17 protein-coding genes are annotated in these 22171 nt (G+C 48.3%); 14 read left to right on the plus strand and 3 right to left on the minus strand.

Translation table 11 applies throughout. The features are described 5' to 3' along the window. Positions 1-6 precede the first annotated feature (6 nt). The 6 genes from KIU71_RS18015 to KIU71_RS04530 are packed head-to-tail and all read left to right on the plus strand — an operon-like array spanning position 7 to position 6334. Entirely contained in the window at positions 7-432 is a 426-nt protein-coding gene (locus tag KIU71_RS18015; protein WP_214129985.1) for a serine O-acetyltransferase, read from the plus strand. Continuing rightward, positions 432-1562 (plus strand): glycosyltransferase family 2 protein, encoded by a 1131-nt coding sequence (locus KIU71_RS04510; RefSeq protein ID WP_214129986.1) that lies wholly within the window; start codon positions 432-434, stop codon positions 1560-1562. Before KIU71_RS18015 ends, KIU71_RS04510 begins: the two co-directional genes overlap by 1 nt. Positions 1563-1576: 14 nt before the next feature. Further along, positions 1577-2761, plus strand: coding sequence for a hypothetical protein (locus KIU71_RS04515; protein ID WP_250207252.1), 1185 nt, complete (start codon positions 1577-1579; stop codon positions 2759-2761). Position 2762: 1 nt separating this feature from the next. Further along, the gene (locus KIU71_RS04520) at positions 2763-3755 is read left to right on the plus strand and encodes a polysaccharide deacetylase family protein (protein WP_214129987.1); all 993 of its coding nucleotides are present in this window, start codon (positions 2763-2765) and stop codon (positions 3753-3755) included. 12 nt (positions 3756-3767) lie between these two features. Further along, a complete protein-coding gene (locus KIU71_RS04525) occupies positions 3768-4865 on the plus strand; it encodes a GNAT family N-acetyltransferase (RefSeq protein WP_214129988.1) in 1098 nt (365 codons plus the stop codon). After that, positions 4862-6334 (plus strand): right-handed parallel beta-helix repeat-containing protein, encoded by a 1473-nt coding sequence (locus KIU71_RS04530; RefSeq protein ID WP_214129989.1) that lies wholly within the window; start codon positions 4862-4864, stop codon positions 6332-6334. The genes KIU71_RS04525 and KIU71_RS04530 overlap by 4 nt, the downstream gene beginning before the upstream one ends. Here the strand turns inward: KIU71_RS04530 and KIU71_RS04535 are convergent. After that, on the minus strand, positions 6331-8634 hold the full coding sequence (locus KIU71_RS04535) for a hypothetical protein (protein WP_214129990.1): 2304 nt from the start codon (positions 8632-8634) through the stop codon (positions 6331-6333). The two genes, KIU71_RS04530 and KIU71_RS04535, sit on opposite strands and share 4 nt — an antisense overlap. A 253-nt stretch (positions 8635-8887) precedes the next feature. Between KIU71_RS04535 and KIU71_RS04540 the strand changes: the two genes are divergently transcribed. Genes KIU71_RS04540 through KIU71_RS04560 form a run of 5 tightly spaced genes read left to right on the plus strand, consistent with a single transcriptional unit; the run spans position 8888 to position 16073 of the window. Next, entirely contained in the window at positions 8888-10876 is a 1989-nt protein-coding gene (locus KIU71_RS04540) for an acyltransferase family protein (protein ID WP_214129991.1), read from the plus strand. A gap of 24 nt (positions 10877-10900) precedes the next feature. After that, positions 10901-12406 carry an oligosaccharide flippase family protein gene (locus KIU71_RS04545; protein WP_214129992.1) on the plus strand — a complete coding sequence of 502 codons (1506 nt, stop codon included), beginning with the start codon at positions 10901-10903 and terminating at the stop codon, positions 12404-12406. A 40-nt stretch (positions 12407-12446) separates the two neighbouring features. Beyond that, positions 12447-13646: a glycosyltransferase gene (locus KIU71_RS04550; protein WP_214129993.1), complete on the plus strand. Its 1200-nt coding sequence runs from the start codon at positions 12447-12449 to the stop codon at positions 13644-13646. Continuing rightward, entirely contained in the window at positions 13643-15007 is a 1365-nt protein-coding gene (locus tag KIU71_RS04555; protein ID WP_250207253.1) for an O-antigen ligase family protein, read from the plus strand. Before KIU71_RS04550 ends, KIU71_RS04555 begins: the two co-directional genes overlap by 4 nt. Before the next feature lies 1 nt (position 15008). Continuing rightward, positions 15009-16073, plus strand: a complete 1065-nt coding sequence (locus KIU71_RS04560; RefSeq protein WP_214129994.1) for a glycosyltransferase family 4 protein — start codon at positions 15009-15011, stop codon at positions 16071-16073. On the opposite strand, the gene KIU71_RS04565 is transcribed toward KIU71_RS04560, so the two are convergent. Then, entirely contained in the window at positions 16063-17439 is a 1377-nt protein-coding gene (locus tag KIU71_RS04565; protein WP_315853240.1) for an alkaline phosphatase family protein, read from the minus strand. The two genes, KIU71_RS04560 and KIU71_RS04565, sit on opposite strands and share 11 nt — an antisense overlap. Positions 17440-17517: 78 nt before the next feature. Here KIU71_RS04565 and KIU71_RS04570 point away from each other — a divergent pair, with 78 nt between their 5' ends. Continuing rightward, on the plus strand, positions 17518-18474 hold the full coding sequence (locus tag KIU71_RS04570; protein ID WP_214129996.1) for an endonuclease/exonuclease/phosphatase family protein: 957 nt from the start codon (positions 17518-17520) through the stop codon (positions 18472-18474). Here the strand turns inward: KIU71_RS04570 and xrt are convergent. Next, the gene (gene xrt, locus KIU71_RS04575; protein WP_214129997.1) at positions 18471-19871 is read right to left on the minus strand and encodes an exosortase; all 1401 of its coding nucleotides are present in this window, start codon (positions 19869-19871) and stop codon (positions 18471-18473) included. The genes KIU71_RS04570 and xrt overlap by 4 nt on opposite strands. A 327-nt stretch (positions 19872-20198) precedes the next feature. On the opposite strand from xrt, the gene KIU71_RS04580 reads away from it, so the two are divergent. Continuing rightward, the gene (locus tag KIU71_RS04580) at positions 20199-21161 is read left to right on the plus strand and encodes a glycosyltransferase family 2 protein (protein ID WP_214129998.1); all 963 of its coding nucleotides are present in this window, start codon (positions 20199-20201) and stop codon (positions 21159-21161) included. Positions 21162-21171: 10 nt separating this feature from the next. Then, a complete protein-coding gene (locus KIU71_RS04585; RefSeq protein WP_214129999.1) occupies positions 21172-22170 on the plus strand; it encodes a glycosyltransferase family 2 protein in 999 nt (332 codons plus the stop codon). Position 22171 lies beyond the last annotated feature (1 nt).

Genomic DNA, 22171 nt, shown 5'->3' on the forward strand with positions numbered 1-22171 from the left:
GTTTTCATGAGTGATGGTACAAGCGCGAACATAATTTATCGTATAACCTCGTGGTTAGTGGATAAACGGTTGTCGCCACTGGCGTTCATCACGCTCACCCTGAATAAGTGGCTAAATGGTTGTGTGATTGGTGCAGGAGCGCGATTTGGCGAGGGCCTGATCCTGATGCATCCCGTGGGTGTGGTGATTAATTCAAAAGTGCGCGGTGGGTGCAATCTCGTTATTGAAAGTGGCGTGGTGATTGGCGATGAAAAGGGCGCAGCGCCGGTGATGGGTGACAACGTGTTTATTGGTTCAGGGGCTAAAGTCATTGGTGGTATTACCATTGGCAGCAATGTGAAAATCGGTGCAAACGCAGTCGTGGTCAAAGATGTGCGCGATGGTGCCACCGTAGTAGGTATTCCTGCCCGTGAAATAGGGAGCAAGCACTGATGGAATGGCTGTTTTGGGGCGGGGCGTTTCTGGTCGTGTATACCTATGCCCTCTATCCATTTTTACTCATGTTGGTCACCTCACCTCGAGCGCCTACACAGCAAGCGCTCACAACATGGCCATCGGTAGATGTGGTGCTGTCGGCTTATAATGAAGAATCCTGTATCACCGCACGTATCGATAATTTGCTCTCGCTCAATTATCCCGGCACGTTGCATATCTACGTTGCCTCTGACGGCAGCACCGATCAAACCGCCAGTTTGCTCCAGACGTTCTCGGATAATCCTGCGGTCACAGCGATGATACATTCTGAGAATCGCGGCAAAGTGACCGTGCTGAATGAATTGGTGGCACATTGTAGTGCAGATTTTGTGGTGTTTACCGACGCGAATACCGAATTTGAAGCTGACACGGTGCAACACTTAATCTCATCCTTCACAGCCAGCACCGGTGCAGTGTGCGGCGAACTGAAACTTTATAACCCGCAAAACAACGAGAACCGTGATAGCTTGTATTGGCGTTATGAGCAATTTCTCAAAAAACATGAATCCTCGCTGGGAGCGTTACTCGGTGCTAATGGTGCTGTTTATGCAATTCGACGCTCATTGTATCGCCCGCTCCCGACTTCAACAGTGGTCGACGATTTCTGTATTGTGATGAATATTAAAAAGCAGGGATTTGATGTGGTTTACACTGATGCTGCGGTCGCGCATGAGGAAGTTGCTCCTACCCTTTCGGACGAGTACGGTCGTAGGGTGCGAATTGGATTGGGTAATTACCGCGCTTTTCTAGCCAATATGTGGGCGTTGTCACCTCACCATGGCATCCTTGCATGGTGCTACTGGTCGCACAAGGTGCTACGCTGGTTTGCGCCGCACCTAATGCTTATTGTGTTCGTATCAAGTTGGATGCTTGCACAGCAGCCAATGTATTTCCTGTTTGCCGTGTTGCAGTTAGTTTTTTATGCTGTTGCCCTATATGGATTGTCGGCAGAAAAGCAACACAAGAAGGTCAATGCACTGGTGGCAATAGTGAGTTTCTTTGTGTCGATGAATGTCGCTTTGGGGCACGGGTTCTTGAGGTTTTTAAAAGGTGGTCAGCAGGGCAGTTGGAAACGAACTGCTCGATAAGGAGAGTAAAATAAATGACCTGGTTATTGATTACGGGCTTGGCAGCATTTCTATTTGTGCTGGTCTTGTTTGTCACAGCAGTAAAGAAAAAAAATATGGACAGCTGGTTGTGGCCGTACGTCAAACAGTTGTTAACACCCAAAGCGAAAGTGCAGGGCACACAGCACATTCTGTTTTGTTTCGTTGACCATTTTGAACCGCAATGGCGCAATGATGATTTAGATATCGAGCGCGCCCGGGTCGACCGATGGGTTAAAGACTATCCGCTCATGGCACAGCAGCACGTCGATGCAGATGGTTGTCATCCCAAGCATTGCTTTTTCTATCCCGAAGAAGAATATCGTTATGAACATCTGGAAAAGTTGTCAGATATTTGTGCGAAAGGGTTTGGTGAAATTGAAATTCATTTACACCACGAAGATGACACGCCAGAAAACTTTACCAAGGTCATCTCTGACTTTGCTGCAACCTTGCATCAGGATCATGGCGCGTTGCCCGTTCATCCCACCACGGGGCAGGTACAATACGCATTTATTCACGGTAACTGGGCATTGGACAATTCCTTGCCGGGTGGTATCCATTGCGGCATTAACAACGAACTTAAACTGCTCCGCGAAACGGGCTGTTATGTTGATATGACATTGCCCTGCGCTCCAAGCGCAGCGCAAACCAGTAAAATTAATGCGATTTACTACGCTCAGGGGCGTGATGGTAAATCGAAGTCACACAATACCGGTGTTGATGTAAAAGTCGGCGGGAAAGCATCAGGCGACTTGATGTTAATACAGGGCCCTATCGGGTTGAACTTTAAGTGGAAAACGGCCTCAGGGATGCCACATATTGAGAACGCCGATGTAAGACGCACCGCACCACCTTTGCCGATCCGAATCGATCAATGGGTCAACACCAATATTCACGTGCAAGGGCGCCCCGAGTGGACCTTTATCAAAGTGCACACGCATGGCGCGCAAGAAGAAGACATGGAGACGCTGTTAGGTCAGCCCCGTCATGATATGCACACGTACCTTGAAACGCACTTTAATGATGGAGAAAAGTACGCGCTGCATTATGTGTCTGCACGCGAAATGTACAATATTGCCAAGGCAGCGGAGGCTGGAAAGTCTGGCAACCCGAATGCGTACAGGGATTTTGAATTGGCGAGACCGCCATTTAAGTTGATGCGTGAGGCGGCAAGGTAAGATGTTCAAAAAATTAAAGCGGCTGGCACGAAGACTGCTCGCATCAACCTTCCTACGCAGGTACATGTGGTTTTTCTTACCCAAGGGTGTGTATGTATTTAATTATCACCGCATTGGCGACAGTGCGCTTACTGATTTTGACCGCGATATATTTTCCTGTCGGCAGGATGTGTTTAAGCAACACCTAGAAACCATCAGTCAGCATTTTACGCTGGTGGATACACGTGAACTGGCGCGCATTGCGAAGCTACCTAAACTCACGCGAAAATACGCAATGGTCACATTTGATGACGGGTATTTAGACAACTATACGCTGGCTTACCCGGCGATGCGTGAGCAAAACGTTGCCGGCGTATTTTTTCTGCCTACCAGCCTTATCAGCGGCATGGACATACCCTGGTGGGATGAAATGGCATTTATACTGCGTAGTAACGTAGGCAATTCGGTAACCTTGCCGGGTGAGCCTGACTCAGTGATGTTGCATGAAAACTCTATCGATAAAGATATTCGGCAATTTATCTACCGCGCAAAACGGCTCGAAGATTACAGTGCTCAGGACGTTTTGGAGCACGTACGACAACAATTTCCTGATGTTGACCCCAAATCACAAGCCGCGCAGGATCAACTGTTTATGAGCTGGCAGCAGGTCAAAGACATGGCCGATGGTGGAATGGAAATTGGTTCACACACGATCAATCACCACATTCTGGCGCGACTGTCAGAGGAAGAACAACGCCATGAAATAGCCGATTCCAAAGCAATCATCGAAGAAGAATTACAGGTGCCTGTAACCGTGATTGCTTATCCCGTTGGACGGCATCATTGTTTTGACGACTTAACCAAATCTATCGTTAAAGAAAGTGGCTACCAGCTAGGGTTCAATAATGAGCCGCATTATAACGCGAGCCCTATTGACCCGTACGACATCAATCGATTTTCCGTTAACGATGACGATCTCGCGAAAGTGGTCTTAAACACGATGGGTTCAAGTTAACGCGGCCTCCTGATGTCAAGCTCACCCGTTCGCGCCGTTACGTTAACTTCGCTTGACGCGCTGCGTGAGTGGCAGCCTCGTCTTGATGAACTTTTGCAATCCTGTGAGCAAAGTGAGTTTTTCAACACCAGTGTGTGGTTAATTCAATGGTGTGAAACTTATTTAAAACCCGGCGATTTGATTTGGTGCCATGCCTTCACGTGTGGCGACCAGCTGATTGGCTTTGCACCGTTTTATCGTAAGTCCAAATCACGCCTGCTTGGCGAAGAGTTACATTTTATTGGCGAAGGTGAGCCGGAAGCAGTAGAGGTTTCCAGTGAGTATCAGGATATTGTGATCTTGCCGCCATTCGCAGCTGCATGCTTGTCGATATTGGCCGACTCAGTCACTCATCTTAGTTCGCTTAACTCACTCGTATTCAAAAATGTGCTTTCTGGCGCTCACGTTGAACAATGGTTAACGCGATACTTGCCAGTGACTTGGCGCGCATCAAGCCGCGTATTGGGTAGTCGGTATCGTATTCAGGTAGCACCCAGTAAAGCGGCTCAAGTCAGTGCTTTTCCCGGCAGTCGCGTACGTCGGCAAGCGCGTAAATGGTTAAACAACGACTCATCACTGCAAGTCAGGCAGTGTCACGATGAACACGCGTTACCGCTCTTTTTTGATAGCCTGAAGCAATTACATCAGAGCGAATGGGCCAAACGTGGCCAAACCACGGCGATGAGTCAAGCAGACTTTGTCGATTTCCACCTCAACTTAGCCAAGCGCCTAATTCAACAACAACGCTTAGTGTTGTTTACGCTGCACCATCACCATGAATTGATTGCTGTTTTCTATGGATGGACGTTCAAGCAAACCCTCTATTACTACCAAAGTGGTGTCAAGCGTCTTGATAGTGGGCCTGCTGCCGGGATTGCGATGCACCTCGCTGCACTGAACATCGCTCGCAAATCCAGCATTTTCGACTATGATCTAATGATAGGTGATGAAACCAGTTACAAAGGTGATTTTGCGTCATCAGGCCAAACGATGGTGCAGCTAAATGCGTATCGCGGGTTTGCCAAATGGTTGGCCCGCTGTCGGCTCTGGTACAGGAGGAGGTTTAGATGAAGGCGATTAACAAAATTCAACCCATCATGACATCCGTGGTGTTGTTAAGTCTGGCAACCGCAGTGCAGGCCGATGTTCAATCAAGGATTGAAAACGCGTGTGCAGAGTTTAACGATACCACCAATGCTGCGAACCATACACAATGGCAAGTGGTTCCCAACGCTGAGGCGCAGTCGGGCGGTGGCACTAGTCAAGTGACATTGTCTGAAGCGCTATCCAATGCCAAACCGGGCGACTATATTTTATTAGCTGGCGGGAATTATCACCAACCCGTCTCTATTTCTCGCTCAGGGTTAACGCTCAAGGGGCCATCATCGGGTCAACCTGCTCGTATCGCGGTGCCTTACGATAATAAATCCATACCCTTTACGGTTAAAATTGCCGCAGGTGTCCGTTGCACAACACTGGAAAACCTTCAACTCTCCGGCGGCTATTTCTACACAGTATCCGCTGAAAGTGGCTGGCCTTCGACCGATCCTTCGCGATCCTCACGGAACATTATTATCCGTAACAACGAAATTTCCTACAGCGGTCGAGATACAATCAAGATCAAGCCATACGTTGCTAATGTACTTATTGAAAGCAATCACATTCACACCTCCGGACGGCGCGATGGCAGCAACGCTGAAGGGATAGATATTGTCAACGGCCACCATATCTCAATAATGCAAAACCGCATCACCAACACCGCAACCACAGGTGTATATGCTAAAGGCGGTGCGTCTAGTGTTGTGATTGCGCGAAACTATTTGGCCAATATTCGTGGTTCAGGTATCTTGATGGGCTTTGATACAAGTCCGCAGTTTTTCAATCTTGAGCAGAACCCGCAAATGTTTGAAATCCGTGACAGTGTCGCCGAGTTCAATATACTCGATGACGTTGCATTCGCGGGGATTGGGGTGTACGCCGCTCAGCAGGTGCGTGTCAACGCGAATACGCTATTAAATGTCGCGAACCGCGCGCAATCCGCTATTCTGTTTGGCATTTCCTATCAGGATAATGCTAACAACGCACAGCGTCCGGCCAGTGAAAATATCGTCATTGAAAATAATATCGTGGCTACGCCACGCGGCCGCTTTGTTAACATTCGGTATGACAACAAAGCAGGCTTGTCGAGCCTCAATGGCATGCCCTTCATGCTAAACAATGCGTTTGCCTCTGAGCAGCAAGCCCGGTTTTCAGACAATCGGCCTGCGACAACCAAATATACCGGCCAACTCCAGCAATGGTTGCAGCATATTCATGCAGAGCAATTACCTGAGGATGATGCCTCTATACTATTGGATCAAAGCTTGTCTGATGCATTCGAATTACCGTCGACGATACCGGTAATTCAAATCAGCGCGTCATCAGCTAAGGATTTTTGTTTGCAAATGGCGGGGCAGAATGGCGTTACATTAGGTGCTGTGTATTCAATCAATACTGGCAGCGCCAGCGAACCTTGCGCTAACGCTGCCGTAAATTATTAACGTCTGAAAACAAGAACACCCTGTGCATTAGTGTGCAGGGTCTGTTCGTTTTCGGTGGATGACTCATCAACATCGCCCGCCGCGTTAAGCTGCACTGTGGTTAAGTTTTTAGACGAACTGAAATGAACGTCGTATTGCTGATCTGGCAATAGACCACTCAATGTATATAATCGCTCACCCTGTTTAGCAACTTCAAAAGCAACCACTTCCAACGGCTCGTTTGGATTACGGTTCCAAATCGTCACGTAATCGCCATCACGCGCATCAAACGCGATACCAATCGCATTTCCAGCAACAATATTGCCTTTTTCCTCTGTCAGCATTTCATATTCAGGCGCCTTGGCAGGAAGCATATTCCACTGAATAATGCAGCCGATACCGAGTTTGGTGCATTTTTCAGACTGCTTAATTTCAGGCGCACTGCTTGCCGCAAAGAAACTGACAAACTCCGTGTCTGCGGTTTGTTCTTTGACCCGAGTTTGCGCCATCCAGTTGCGCTGTGACTTGGGGGAATGATACTCCGGGTAATCTGCCCATTTTTCTTTTCCATCAACCAATTGCACTTCCGCGTTTTCTGGCCACGCAACCGCGTAGTGTACATCAATGTCTTTGGAGGAATATGACAGAGCATTTGCGGCGTCATAATCACGTTGTGGCGTGCCCATTAGATGTTGATTCAAGGTAACCCGTCGAAAATAGTTGCCGTCGGCATCGGTTGAGAAATTTTTCTTATAGCGTTGTAAGTCGCGATTTCTCTTTGGATTGGTGGTGACGCGATCGTACACAGCCACAATCCCCGGTTTGAAAAACGCGACCTGTCTGGAAACCTGTTCGGCGTAGTCGGTACTGAAATAACCCGACATGTTATAAGCCGGTGCAGCTTCCGCATTGATCACTGACACTTCAGGATGATCTGATATTGCGTAATAGAACGGATCGCCAGCAGCTCTACCGGTAGGGCTTGACGAACCGCCTTCAGCGTTTTCTATCAACAGCGTATTGTGTGCGATAGATTGGGCCGAAACACCCGAGTAGCCGGTCATTTCTTTTGTAACCCACGTGCCCTCGTACGCAAAATCAAGGCTAAGCGCATCGCGCTGCTCATGATCAACCCGCGTGCGCCGATTCATCATAAACAACACACTGTCATCCTCTTCCCAGCCTGAGCGTGCGACAACCAAGCCGACGCCTGGCGCATGGTAAAGCGTTTCATCCGGTGAAAGAAACTCGTCAGCCACATTTAGCTGGTTCAAATCCGAGGCGAGAGGCTCGAAAAGTAATCGCCAGATACCCGTGTAGATAGAGCCTTCTACATGGCCTTCTTTTTCCATCAGTGCTTGCCACCAGGGCAGTAGCCACTGTGCATTTTCCTCTTCGGATAATAGCGTATACAGGCCCATTACGAAGTTATAACGCCCGTCGGCAGCGATGGGGGAGTAATTATTAACCCGCTCGCCTGAGCCATAACGGTAAACATCAGAATAGCCACTGAGTGTCATATAGCGCAGAGCTTTGGCGCTTTGCAACGGATAGTCGGTCTCAAATGTCATGTCGCGGTTTTCACGATTGACCAGGAAATTGGTCACCCAGTGCAGCTGAGTTTGTGGGCTGTAATCATTGCCTTCAGCCCAAACACCGCCAGCCATGAGATTACTCATATAGCGGTCGAGGATCACTTCGTGAAACAAACGGTCAGCCACCGCCAGCGTCTGTGTGCCTAGCGCCTGATGCTTTTCACTCTGTGCCAGGGTATAACCTAGCAGCGTCAGGTTATCTGCGAGAGAAGTCACATCATCGGTATCACCCAAGCGCAATTTCTTAAAGTCGTTCATATGGTCGGTATGCTTCAACCAAAAATTTGCCCATACGGCATACGTGTCTTCAATCTCATGGCGAACATCAGTGGGCATTGCCGGCTTTAGCCAGTCGAAAGTAAGCAACGCCCAGCGGCCACCCGTGCGAAAGCCGTTGCGGTCATTGTAGGCTTTCCATCCTATATTGGGTGTGGTTAAAAATACATTTTGATACAGTCGCAGTGCGTTATCGTAGTAGCGCTGTTCGCCGGTCACGGCAAAGGCCAGCGCGGAGGATGCTGCAAACTTGCCGCTGTTATACGGTTTTTTGCCGATACTGTCATTCACGCTACTGATAAAGTAACGCCAACCTTCTGTATTGGCATTTTGCTTTGCTTCAATCAGTGCCAAACGTTCATCAGACAGTAACAGAGGAGTGGCCTGCGCAGTAAAAGAGGCAATCAGCGTAGAAGCCGCTAACCACGTGACGAAAAGAGAATTTTTCATTAGGAAATCACCATAAATGGACATCGAGTAAGATTAACGCGGTAACAGTACAGCTTATTTAACATTGGGCAGTAAATTACCTGAATAGTTGCTAGTGTGTGACAAGTTTTTTTATCAACCTGTATGCAGCAATATACTCATATAACGTTCAATCTGGAAAATGCATGAGAGATTAAGTTGAATCACTTAAGCACTTAGCAGAAAATACCCACGCAGAGAACGTTCGTGCCGATAAAAATAAACAGAGAAAATCATGAATTTCAAAGCCAAGAATAAAGCACCGGGCGTTGGGAAATCGAAATACAGAGCTGATATTGATGGCTTGCGCGCCATCGCCGTTTTGCTGGTGATCCTTTGCCACATGGAGATCGCGCTATTCTCCGGCGGCTTTATCGGTGTTGACATATTTTTTGTGCTTTCAGGTTTCCTGATCACCAGCATTATTCATCGAGAAATCAGTACTGGCACATTTTCTTTCGCGCATTTTTATGTGCGCCGTATACGCCGCTTACTGCCAGCGCTTGCGTTCCTGTTATTTTGCTGTGTGATCGCTTTCTCGACCACGCTATCGCCTGCCGACTTGCAAAAATTTGCAGCCAGTCTCATTTGGGTGACGTTGTTTGCGGGAAATTTCTTTTTTTGGATACATCATGGCGGTTACTTCAGCGAGAATGCCAAAGAAGCGCCTCTATTGCACACCTGGTCACTGGCAATTGAGGAGCAGTTCTACTTTGTCTGGCCGATAATACTGGTTTTGATGGTCAGGTGGCTTCCGCCGCGCGTGTTGCTGAGCTTATCGGGCGTGGCGTTGCTGGCATTAGCGGCGTTTTCTGAGTGGGCATTGAATTATTCAGCAGGCGCTTCGTATTATTTGCTACCCACGCGCTTTTTCGAATTGCTGGTGGGGGCGGTGCTGGCACTGTCATGGCGCTACGTGCCGAAGCCTAATCGCTGGGTTGCCGCGTTACTGTCCGTTATCGCCTTAATCGTTCTCTTCTACTTAGCAACATCGCTTACCTCGGCAAGTCGCTTCCCGGGGCTGAACGCGCTGTATGTCTGTCTGGCAACTGCCTGCTTGCTGTATTGCGGACAACAAGCCAACAGTCCGGTGACGAAGCTGCTGTCACTGCGCCCCATGGTCTTTGTAGGTTTAATATCCTATTCACTGTATTTGTGGCACTGGCCAATGCTGGTTTGGCTAAATTACCGCGGTATCGCGTTATCTGAAATCGGCTTAATGATTGTTTTTGTTCTGATGTTATTCGCCGCCTGGTTTTCATGGCGTTTTGTTGAACAACCATTTCGGCATAACCAATGGTCTCTTAGAAAACTGGCATCAGTGTGGTTTTTTGCGCCGCTGTGCGTTGCTGGGAGCACCCTCATCCTTATCAACGTCAACGATGGGTTTCCACAGCGATTTACCAGCGATGTGAAACAGATTGAGGCAGCGCTGCTCAGCCATTCCAATGAAATAAGAGGGGACTGCCATGCGTCTTTCAGTCAACGAACGTCACGACCGTCAGTTGACTGTATGCTTGGTGAGAAGAGTGGCCAGCGTTCAGGTTTCCTTTTTGGAGATTCTCACGCAAATCATTTTACTGGATTTTTGGATGTGGTGGGCCAACAACGAGACCTAGCCATCACCGATTTCACCATGGATCAATGCCCACCCATTTTTGATCTTGAGTGGGGCGCATCTGCCCTGCGCGCTAACGGTTGTGTCGCGCGAAATCAAGCGGCGAGAGAGTTTATCCAAGAACAGCAGCCTGATATCGTGTTCTTAGCCGCAAGCTGGCCCAACATCAGTACGAAACTGCTTTACCAAAATGGCGAGAGCGTTCGCAATGCCGATAGCATCGAGCAATTAGTTTACGCAAAGCTTTACAATACTCTCGAAGCAATAATAGCAGCCGGTGCGACTCCGGTGATTATTCAGGATATCGTCTATGCCGGTCAGCACGACCCAAAATGTTCGCTGAAAAACGCCATGTTTGGCAGCGACATGGCCTGCCAGTTACCGCGCAGTCAAAATGACATGATGCAGGCTATTTATGCTCGCCTGAAAGCCTCCTTTGGCCGATTAGAAGTGATTGATGTTAAACCTCTATATTGCGCGGATGATGTGTGTGAAACCTCGCTGGACGGTGTGCCATTGTATCGAGACAATGATCATTTAAATCATCAAGCTTCTGAACTGCTAGGTGTGAAGTTTTTAACATCGCGTCCAGCGTTTTTGTTCTAGCCATAGCGCGGAGGAGCTGAAAACGTGATCAACCGGTTAATAGCGAGTTCTTTTTTTCGCGTCGTTGAAAAGCTGATTCTAATCGCAACGGCACTGGTGCTCACACCAATCCTGATCACCTATCTTGGCAGTGAACACTACGGGCTGTGGATCTTGCTGTTAGCGTCATTGGGATGGTTTAATCTATTCGAACTGGGTTGCCCTACGGCGGTTCAGCGTGACATGGCTATCGCTATTGAAAAAGGTGATGACCTGCGCGTAAACCAGATTTTTTCCACCGCCACCTGCCTGTTCTTGGGGTTAAGTATTTTGGCGTGTGCCGGGGTTTTGTTGCTAGCAAGCTTTCCTGGCATTTTGGGCGTATCCAGCGATCACCAGACGCTTGCCAGCATGGCGCTTGCCGGACTGATGTTAAAAGTGTTGCTGGATATCTTCGCTAATGCGACGCATGGCATTTACAGTGGGCACTTACGCTTTGACCTGGACGCCAAACTCAATGTGGTTTTCACGTTGATCAAGTCGGTTGCTATGATTGTCAGCGCCCAATATGTTGGCCTACTAGGTGTGGTTGTTAGCACCATGGTGTGCGACGGGGCCATGCAAGTTATCAAAGCAGCTTACGCATTTCGATTGCACAAACCGCTTCGTTTTTCGTTCTCACTGGTTCGGTTGGCCGACTTACAACACTTTTTCCATTTTTCAAAATTTATCATCGCCTACGATGCTGCGGCTATTTTAAACACCAAATCAGCCCCACTGCTGATCAGTTATTTTTTCAATTTATCAGCTGTCGCCATTTTTAATGTCGCAGAGCGCCTGGCGCGCCAGATAGAGACGGCGCTCGCGTCACTGTTGGGAATTTTCCAGCCCTACCTCGTACGCGCAGCCGCCAGCCATAACGCGCTTGCCAGTAAGCTCTATCGCATTATCGATCTGTATTGTTTTTTTTCAGCGGTTCTGTTTATTCCACTGATGTTACTCAGTACCCCTTTTCTTAATCTCTGGGTCGGTCCTGAATTTGCTCAGTCTGCTGATATTATTCATGTATTATGTCTCGCGCTGATGGCAAAAACAGTTTCCATACCGATCATGGACGGTTTGATTGCCAGTGCTGAGCACAAACTGGCGTCGTTGAGTACCGTGGTTGGCGCAATAGCCAATGTGCTTCTGGCACTGTGGTTCGCACCTGAGCTTGGATTGATTGGCGTTGCGCTGTCATTTCTTATCGCTCAAATGCTATTTGAGGGCATAGTGTATTGCTTTCTAGCGCAAGCCGTACCCGGCATTCAGCGAAGCGTGTTATTGTTGAAATTGGCCAGAATCTGCGGGCTGTACGCCGCTTTTTATTGGCTGAATGAGATGGCTTCGCTGATAGCTACTCAGCTTTCCTGGCTTATGTTTATAGGTGTGGCAGGGCTTTGTACTTTACTGGTGGCTAGTATCAGTTGGTTTGTTTTACTGGATACGTCGCTGCGCGCGTTGCTGGCCTCAAAGTGCAAAGCGCTACTCCCGGTGTCTTTAGGTAGCTAAGATCACAGGCTTAACGTAAATTGGAATGATAAATACAGTCATGTCGAAACGTATTTTATTGATTGCCGCTGAATTTCCGCCATGCGGCGGCGGCGGAGTTGGTCGCCCTTATCACCTTGCGGCCACGCTATCGCAACATGGCTATCAGGTGACCGTACTGACCGCCGCAGAGAACCTTTATCGGATCCAGAATAAAGCGCTCGATCCCAGCAGTATTGATGTTAACGTTCATCGTGTGGATGCGCCTAATTTTGAAAAAATGTTTATCAGGTTATCACGTTTTTTGCCTCAGTTTGCACCCGCCGATCGGTATTTACCGTGGCGTTTTTTAGCTCACAAGGCCGCTAAACGGTTGCATCAGCGTAAGCCTTTTGATCTGGTGTTGAGCACTTACCCCTGTTACTCAAACCATGCTGTCGCCTTTCGCTTGTCGAAGCAATTCGACATTCCCTGGATTGCTGACTATCGCGACCCGCCACGGTGGATGTACATTGATGGGCATAAACGTCAAAAGGCTTTTTTTGCGTTTGCACAGCGAGCCAAACATCATGTGGTGACAACCTCTCGGACCCAGCGCTTGATCGCACGAGAACTGCAATTAGATCACAATGAGATAACGGTGCTGCGCAACGGTTGTGATGACCTTGCTGCACAACTGACTATTCCAGCAGATGCATGTGACCCATTTGAAATACTGCATACCGGTTCGTTTTATCCTGAGGGGCGAGATATCAGGCCCCTTATAAAAGCGGCTTCACGGCTGGAAAAGCCGATTCACTTGCGCTTTATTGGTGATCCGCCCGGCGCCGATACATTAGAATTCGTCAAATCACTGGATACGCACGCACGCGTCACCTTTGATGACTTTATGCCGTCTGATGCGGTGCTGAAAGAGTCCGCACGCAGTAGCGCACTGCTGGTTATCCAAGGGCAACTGTTCGAAAACCAGGTGCCCGGGAAAATATTTGAGTATTTGGCGTTGCAGAAACCTGTTTTGGTGATCACTAATAAAGGCAGCGCGACCTACGAGATTGCGCACGGTGAAGCAAACGTTATTTTTGCCGAGTATGATGATGAAGCTAGTATCCGCGAGGGGTTGCAAAAAGTGATGCAGCATGCAGTACAGCCCGTCGATAGAACACAGTACACGCGACATGCAACCCTACAAGAATATGCCGCGTTAGTGGCTAAAACCTTAGATGAAGCGCGTGGCAGTCGCGCCGGGGAAAGTGTTAGATGAATCAGCGAACTCACCCGTCTTCCGTCGGTATTCAGACGAATCACGCCGCGCCGCCAGTGGCTGGTTCGGAACAGCGCAACTCGCCCATCGCGTTCTTTTTCCTATTTCTCTACACCGCGTTAGTTTTTATCCGGCCGCAGGAAATTTTTGTCGCACTGAACAACATACCCGTGATCCAATTCAGTGCGATTTTATGTTTACTAGGAGTGTTAGCCGGTCAACGTCCGCTGCGTTGGGGGCCTCAGCAAGGTATGCTGCTGGCCATGTTGCCCGTGGTGGCGATATCCGGGATCCTCAATGGTTGGGGTACGGGCGGGATCATGGAAGCGCAGTCGATGTTGATTGCGACCAATATTCCACTGTTCCTTTACGTGACGGTAGTGAGCACGGTGTCGCGGCAAACAAAGCTCATGGCACTCAGTATTCTCGCGTCTGTGTTGATGATCCACAACGGCTACATGCAGACCGTTAACGTGTTCGGCTGGTCAGGCACTCCAGCGATATTTTTGCGATACGCCAATGAAGTACGGATTCGATACCTCGGATTTTTTAACGATCCGAATGATTTAGGTATGCTGATAGTCATGAACATCGCGTTTGTATTTTACTTTTACGGGAAAGCGAAGTTTCTTGGCAAGCTCATTTGTCTCGGTATATTAGCGTGGTTTGGTTATGGCATCTATCTTACCGGATCTCGCGGTACCATTTTGGGGGCTGCGGCGGTTATTGGCCTGTATTTATTGTTTAAATACGGCGGTACGCGGTTAATAATCGCAGCTGTTGTTGCGGGCCCTATGCTGGCGACTTTAATGTCTAAATTTGGCGGATTAGGCTCTGACGACTCATCGGCCAACAGTCGCCTCGAAGCTTGGTATGACGGCATTCATTATTTAATTGGCAACCCGATTTGGGGTATAGGCAAAGGAAACTTCACCGACTGGCACGGTAGGGCTGCGCACAACTCCTACATTTTGGTTGCATCGGAGTTGGGAATTATCGGTTACACCTTGTGGGGGGGCGCGCTGACGGTAACTATGCTGGCCGGTTTCAAGATCTTCAAAATGAAAACGGAACAGTTTGATGATCACCCTAAACGCGAGGCCATTATTGCTGAGATGAAAGTGAATACTGCTCTGTTTTTTGCCATGGTCGGTTTTGTGGTCACCGCATTTTTCTTAAGCCGCTCGTACACCTTATTGATGTATATTTTTCTTGGCATGATGGTCGCCTCTCTCTATCGAATGGTGGCCCTGGTGCCAGAGCTTAAATCCATCTTTTCCATGAAAAATGTGGCGATGTGCAGCATGTATTCGTGGGTGATGGTGATCATGGTGTACATCACTCTTAAGGTCGCCTTGTAATATGCGTATTCTGCACATAGTCAGTAGCTTAAATGTGGGTGGGGCTGAACGCTTCGTGATCGATTTAGCCAGTGAGCAGGCCAGTGATCATAGCGTATCAATATTATCGATGAGTGGATCCGGTGAGCCGCTTGAGCAAGAGGCTCGCGCTTATCATATTCCCGTTCACTGCGTGCCTAACCAAGGCGCACTATCTCAACTACGGCAGCTTAGAGCGCACTGCAAAACAGTGGATATTGTGCATGTACACAGCAGCTTTGCATTACCGCGAATATTGCTTGCAACCCGCTTTTTACAAAACGCGCCGAAGGTTGTTTACACCCGGCACAATGAGCGAGTACACAACAGCATAAAGTGGCGTTTAGTGTATTGGTTATCGCGACGCTGGGTGGCAAAGTTTGTGTTTGTTGCTGAAAAGGCGCGCGCTAATTTTTTGCAGCAATACAGCAACATGGCATCACGTTGCGAAACCGTGTTAAACGGTGTTCTTCCGGTGCAACGCGAGGCTCGCGAAAAAGCGGGGTTACACCTCGGTCATGTCGGACGATTTGTTCCGCTGAAATCACAGCATGTTTTAGTTAACGCGGCGGCGCTCCTACCCATAGATATTCAACCGAAAGTGACACTGCATTTTTTCGGTACAGGCCCTGAACAAGATAAGGTTCGCGCACTCGCTAACGATCCGGCCGCGCGATTCAGCACCATTTTTCACGGACATGAATCGGATCGCGTCAACATATATAGCCAATTCGATGTGCTGATAGTAACGTCTGAAACCGAAGGGCTCTCGCTGGCAATACTCGAAGCCATGGCTGCGAAAATGCCTGTCATTGCATCGGAAGTCGGAGGCAATCCTGAGTTAGTGAGTTCGGGCAATAACGGCTACTTATACCCGTATGCAGACGCCGAAAAACTGGCAGAGCAAATTAAGAGGTTGATCAATGACCCTGCCTTGCTTGAGTCAATGGGAAAAGCCAGTTATGCCCGCTATATTGATGCGTTTTCGATGCAAACGTGCGCGCAACAGTATGCGCGCGTTTACCAACAAGCATGTACTAACGGCTGATACCAAACTCGTTTAAGATCATACCCATGGTGCTTTCCAGCGGTATCGGGGTGGAGGCAATCGTATTGGCGCGTTTCGGACGATATGCCCAGAAAACGCCATGTGGATGATGCATGCCACTTTTAATGTTGTCCGCCAGATAAAATAGTTCACCAAAGGTGACCTGTTTGCCGTCGATGGTAAGCGGCGTATTCATGTCAACCTCATGTGAAACCGTGCAACCGCCGAAGACATCTTTGCCTTCCAACCGCAATGAAAACAGTGGGCTATCCTGAAACGTAAACTGCTTAAGTCGCTCAAAGTTGCTCTGCGCAGCCTCAGGCGAATCACATAAAAGATGGAATTGATGAGACATGACCGGACCAACTTTCTCTACGCCAGTAAGACCAAACCATTCTGGCAACTTGTTCATGTCGTGCGGACGGTAGAAACGTCGCCCGCCATCCTCATCTTTTGCCGTGTAAGGTTGCTGACTGAGCGCAGAGGACAGAATAATGGTGGTGTCGTCATCGGCCATATCGAACACTTTACCAATCAGCGCATCGTGGTTTTTGTACGCATATAAAATGGCATCGCCATAGCGCTGAATATCTTCTTCAGAAGATTTCATTGGAAAACGCTCCGGCTCCATGTAACGCCAGAATTTGTGTTGGAAATGGGCAGTGCTATTAGAAAAATAGGTCGCAAAAGCGGGTTGCTTGCGCTTGTACACGTGCCTGAATACATCAAACTGGAGCCAGTCGAGCAGCGTGGCCTTCTTCCAGCGGTCGTCACTTTTAATCGCTTGCTTCCAAACTGCGCTGGTAATGCGTTTGATAGAACTAAAACTTAGCCCATGGCGCAGCATGAAAACCAAAAAGCTCATATAGTCACCTATCGACAACGTAAAATTGTCGTTCGTGTGCTCCTGAACATTAGCACGTACAAAGCGGTAGAATTCCTGCAGTTCGCCGGGTGATGCCTCTACATCGATACTCCATGGGTCGGGCAGGGCAGTGATGTTGTTATCACCGGGTTGCCATTTAGTGTTCATACTACCGCACAACCAACTGGCTTTACCGTGCGCGGAAAGGACATCCCAGATTGACTCGTGATTAAGATTTTGCGCCTGACCCAAACGAAACACTTTATGTTGCTCAAAAGGCAGGCCAGTATGGAGCGTAACCCACTGGATCCAAGGCTCCAGATACTCTACATCACAGTTTGCGTCGGTGGTGTGCACCGCCGCGTTGGCGTATAGTTTTGAAAAATTAGGGAGTTCTCCCTGGGCCATGAACTTCTCTAATAAAGGAGGGCATAGTTCGTTGAACTCCAGTAAGATTACTTTATTTTTACTGTCCATTGCGTCAAAACTCACGTTAGTCATTAATAAGCTGCACAAAGTATACTGATGGCGCAGCTAGAAAGTAAAACGTTATGTTGAATTTGATACAGGAGAAACGGCTTGGGCGTTTTCATTTACGCGATATTCTCACTGGCTTATCTGGTGCTTCTGCGGGTACCGCCGCCGGAGTTTGCACAACCTGTATTATTGGTATTGGAATTTATGCCACGTTGGGTGGTGTTTTTACCCCTGCTATTGATTCGATGGACACGATTCACGGTTAAACGTTTTCTGGTCATTATTACCATCACTTTACTCAACGTGGGGTGGGTGGCCGATTTGGAACTTAATCCGTGGCGACCGGATGAGATTGAAGCCGATTTTTCACTGATAACATTTAATATGGGCACCGATATCGCTCAGGCCAAGCAGGTTGCTCTGGTATTTTTAAGCCAAGCGCCAGATGTGATGCTAGTGCAAGAAAGCGAAGAGAATGCGCTGCGTTCCGTTATGCCAGACGATGTGCAACTGCATTGCCATAAGGCGCTCTGTTTATTAACGCGCCATAAATTTACCTTTCAGAATGCCATAACTCGCCGAGATACGGGTAGTTGGGGAACCTTCGGTGCACGCTATTCAATCAACCTTGCTCAGTGCGTCGTAAATATCGTTAATGTACACCCTGATACGCCCCGTTTTACATTACTGGCGCTTTTGAAAAACCCGTTAGGAGGCTATGCGGAGGCTCAGGCCCTATATGCGAAACGGGAGTTGGATCATATGCGATTGCAAGCATGGCTTAACGGTGAAGCCATCGATGTTATTGCTGGTGACTTTAACAGCACCGCTGTGGGGCCCATGCTCAGCCGCTATTGGAATACTTATGACAATGCGTTTGACCAAGTCGGCACGGGTTTTGGCACAACGTATCGAGAGAAAGGCTTCGCGACGCGGATTGACCATGTGCTGTTTAACCCGAAACTCACAGCACTGGATGCCCGCGTATTAGACGATACCGGTACTACGCACAGGCCGTTGGCCGCCGATTTCTCGCTGCCACGGGAATGCGCGCCTTAAGGGTTGAGGCGCAATACTTGCTGGCTGACTTGCTCGCATGTATTGGCACAGGGTAAATAGTGCCAGGTGATTTGAGTTTGCATATCCAGTGTGTGGGCGTGCTTGACTCGGGTGAGCAATAACGCGTTTTGGCGTGGCGTTTGCACACCATGCGCGGCATAGGAATAAAATATCAATGCACGTTGGTTTCGCGGTGACTTCACTTCAATGACCCCGAATCTGTCAAAGCGGTCATGTGCTAACTCAATGTAATCTTCGGGCACCAGTTGATTAAAAAAGTAGTCAGCCCGGTGAGCGCCACTGTCGCCGTTAAAGGTAAACTGATAACCCACGGCATTTTCGATAACGTTAAATTGGTCATTTTCAGAAACAGACGAATATCGAGGGATAGTCGGGTGTGGATCGGCGAGGGAGTCTGTCATGGGTTCAGCATCAACATCGACCACATTAACGGCCCAGAGAGGAGTGCGCTGTTTCAGAATATTAACTGATAGCATCGACACACTAATCACCAATGCAATCACCACGAGCGGTTGAACCCAGTCTTTGCCTTGAGGTGTGCTAAATGGCTTTTCAGTTAAAGGCTTAGGCCTCTCTAACCGCCCGCCGAAGTAGAATAGGGCAAAAATAAACGGAATGAAAATGTACCAGCCCAACGTATTGTGATCTTCCACAATACTCGACTGCATATCGGTATAGTGACCGATAAGAATAATTGCGAATATGCGTATCCAATTCGTGATCAGCGAGCCGATAATGGCCAGCAAAAAGAAAATAATGATGCTCTTAGCGCGAGTAAAATTAAGATAAGAGTAAATCAACGACAACGCCATCGACGTAATAAAGTAACGCAGCCCGCTACAACCACCGGCAATTTCAAATGAACCCACGGCGATATGTACGGTATTGCCTTCAACAAACGCTGGGATACTGGTCCACGACATGATTTCTGTGACAGCGACAACGGAAATTTGCTGCAAGATCGCCTGTAGTGGCCCCCACACTGGTGTGATAAACCAAATCAGCGCAATAGGAACCACCAGCCCTATCGACAATCTAAACAGCGACAGAAGCGCAAACCCTATAACCACCGGTATCATAAAACGAAACGCCAGCGGGTACTGAACCAACTGTGCAAGCATAAATACCACCAAGCTTAACAGTAGCGGCACAAGGAATAATGGCTGCCAGCGATACTGAATATCGCCGTAACGCGTCGCGTGATACAGCAAATATACAATCACGAATGGGATTAAATAGGCGTGTGAGTAAGTTCCATCGTCAAAACTATAACTGGCGAGGTCGGCAAGCGTATTCGGATTGGCTAGAAATACGGCGGCAAACACACAGAGAACGAGTACCACTTGAACCATGATTTTATGTAAAGATGACTGCACGTGGACTCCTTGTTAGCCACTTGATGTTGCAACATGCTTGCGATTTTTACAAGCGCCGTATTGCTGTATGCTTATTTCTTCACGCCACCAAGCAAATTGGAAAACCCCGCATGAAAAAGGATTACTGGCACAACAGCAACGGTGCGAAGGCCATCTATCTCTGGGCGATACTGCATAAATTTCCTTTTACAAACACACCGAGAGATGAACGTTATCGATTGTGTCAGCGTTTAAATCTGAGCGAATTAGCATGTACACGGCTTTTGCCAATAGACATTGACACTTGATGTGTCATCATAGCGCCAAGTTTAAAACGATTAAAATACTATGTCATCCCCGTTAATTTCAGTCATCATGCCTGCTTTTAATGCAGAAAACACCATTGAAAAAGCCATTGGTAGCGTAATGGCGCAAAATGCACAACTGGAACTTTTTGTCGTGGATGACGCCAGTACTGACAATACCGTATCCGTTGTTCAAGCACTGGCTGAAAAAGATAACCGTATTACATTACTGCATAACCAGCGTTCCAAAGGGCCATCTGGGGCGCGAAATTCTGGTTTACTCTCAGCACGAGGCGAGTACCTCGCGTTTTTAGATGCCGATGATACCTGGTATGACAATCACTTAAGTACTGCGTTAGGCGTATTTGCGAATTCGCCTGATGCGGACGTGCTGCTATTAAACTTCGATATTTATGACGTGGTGCAGGCACAGTTCGTTGGCACGTGGTTTGAAAAGAAGCAAACTCTGTTCGGGGCATGGGATGACGCCTCATCAACGCGCCCCGCAGCTTTAAATGCTGCAGAAACACTGTTTACAAATTCGTTTTTGCACTTACAGGCGGTGGTGCTAAAAACGCCGTCCGATCCGGTATTGTTTGATGAAACGTTAACACGTGCGGAAGATCGGGATTTCTTCATCCGTTTGTTTCAAGTTAGGGCCTACAATCTCTATTTATGCAATACCGTGACGGGCACCTATTTTCTGCATGAAAGCAGTTTAACGTCGAAAACGCACGATTCTCTGGTGAAAACGGAGAAGGCACTTATTGCCTTTTACGATAAGCATCTGAACGAAATGAAGCAGACAGGAAATACGGGTATCCAGCAAACCTTGCGACGACATAAAGCCGCCGCATGCTATGAGCTTTCATACCAACTGCGTCAAATTGGCGAGCTCAAGGCTGCATTTCATTATTCATTGGCTGGGCTTGCTACGCAGTGGTCTTCCAAACAGTGTGTTGAACTGGCGAAAGTCTGCGTCAGTCCAGTGTTAACCCGCAAGTAGAGGTAACGTAATGACAGAAGCGCTGAACACGGAAGAGTCGCCGAATTTATCTATCATTGTGCCTTTGTATAACTGCGCAGACTACATTGAGGAAACGTTGCACTCTGTGCTGGCCTGTTTTCAGACTGAGCAAATTGAAGTCATTGTGGTTGATGACGGGTCGACAGACGATGGCCCAGCTCGTGTTGAAAAGATGCTTCAACAGAACCCTTGCATACAGTTGGTCAAAAATGGCGCAGGCAAAGGGGTCTCAGCTGCGCGTAATTTTGGCATGCAGCGCGCCTCTGGTCAGTATATTGGGTTTCTCGATGCTGACGATGTGCTCTTCGGGCCTGAGTCTCAACGCAAACTTGATTACGCTGTCACGCACGCAGTAGAGGTTATCACCAGTGACTTCGTGCGCTTTGAAGACGGTGAAACACTGACTGCAGCCCATGCAAACTTCGCCAATAACCCTGACTATCAGCGCTACTTTTCATCAGAAGGACCTTGCGAAACTATTAAGGATCCCATTGCCGTGTTTTTAGACACGGGCTGTTTAATTTGGACCGGTTGCGTGTTTATCCGCCGCGCGTTAATCGAACAGGAGCAACTCCAATTTAATACAGCGCTAGCCAATTCTGAAGATGACGATTTTTGGTATCGAGCCTGTTTCGGGCGTACGCTGCACTTTTACAAAGCCGTGACCACCGGCTACCGCATGCGGGCGGTCAGCGCCAGCTCAGCGCCGCTGAAGAAATTTCGCGGCATGTTGTATTTCAGGCGATTGCTGCTGAATGACGCGCAATTTGCCGACTATCGACCTGCAATCAGTAAAAAATACCAGCGTGACTTTAGTAAGTTTGCCCTTGTGTGTGCACAGCAGCGTGCGTTTTCGACCTTCTATTCAGAACTCTCGCTATTGTTGCATCAACCCACGATGTCTGGCTCGTTTGTTTTCGGGTTCAAGGAGTCGGCGCGTTTTGTTGCCAGGGTTGTAAAGACTTCCCGAGCCGGAGCTAGAATATAAC

Origin of the sequence: Alteromonas oceanisediminis (assembly GCF_018474025.1) — a bacterium.
GTDB lineage: Bacteria > Pseudomonadota > Gammaproteobacteria > Enterobacterales > Alteromonadaceae > Alteromonas_E > Alteromonas_E oceanisediminis.

Coding starts and splice junctions, on each gene's coding strand:
- KIU71_RS18015 (WP_214129985.1), top strand. CDS start 7: ATGAGTGATGGTACAAGCGCGAACATAATTTATCGTATAACCTCGTGG.
- KIU71_RS04510 (WP_214129986.1), top strand. CDS start 432: ATGGAATGGCTGTTTTGGGGCGGGGCGTTTCTGGTCGTGTATACCTAT.
- KIU71_RS04515 (WP_250207252.1), top strand. CDS start 1,577: ATGACCTGGTTATTGATTACGGGCTTGGCAGCATTTCTATTTGTGCTG.
- KIU71_RS04520 (WP_214129987.1), top strand. CDS start 2,763: ATGTTCAAAAAATTAAAGCGGCTGGCACGAAGACTGCTCGCATCAACC.
- KIU71_RS04525 (WP_214129988.1), top strand. CDS start 3,768: ATGTCAAGCTCACCCGTTCGCGCCGTTACGTTAACTTCGCTTGACGCG.
- KIU71_RS04530 (WP_214129989.1), top strand. CDS start 4,862: ATGAAGGCGATTAACAAAATTCAACCCATCATGACATCCGTGGTGTTG.
- KIU71_RS04535 (WP_214129990.1), bottom strand. CDS start 8,634: ATGAAAAATTCTCTTTTCGTCACGTGGTTAGCGGCTTCTACGCTGATT.
- KIU71_RS04540 (WP_214129991.1), top strand. CDS start 8,888: ATGAATTTCAAAGCCAAGAATAAAGCACCGGGCGTTGGGAAATCGAAA.
- KIU71_RS04550 (WP_214129993.1), top strand. CDS start 12,447: ATGTCGAAACGTATTTTATTGATTGCCGCTGAATTTCCGCCATGCGGC.
- KIU71_RS04555 (WP_250207253.1), top strand. CDS start 13,643: ATGAATCAGCGAACTCACCCGTCTTCCGTCGGTATTCAGACGAATCAC.
- KIU71_RS04560 (WP_214129994.1), top strand. CDS start 15,009: ATGCGTATTCTGCACATAGTCAGTAGCTTAAATGTGGGTGGGGCTGAA.
- KIU71_RS04565 (WP_315853240.1), bottom strand. CDS start 17,439: ATGACTAACGTGAGTTTTGACGCAATGGACAGTAAAAATAAAGTAATC.
- KIU71_RS04580 (WP_214129998.1), top strand. CDS start 20,199: ATGTCATCCCCGTTAATTTCAGTCATCATGCCTGCTTTTAATGCAGAA.
- KIU71_RS04585 (WP_214129999.1), top strand. CDS start 21,172: ATGACAGAAGCGCTGAACACGGAAGAGTCGCCGAATTTATCTATCATT.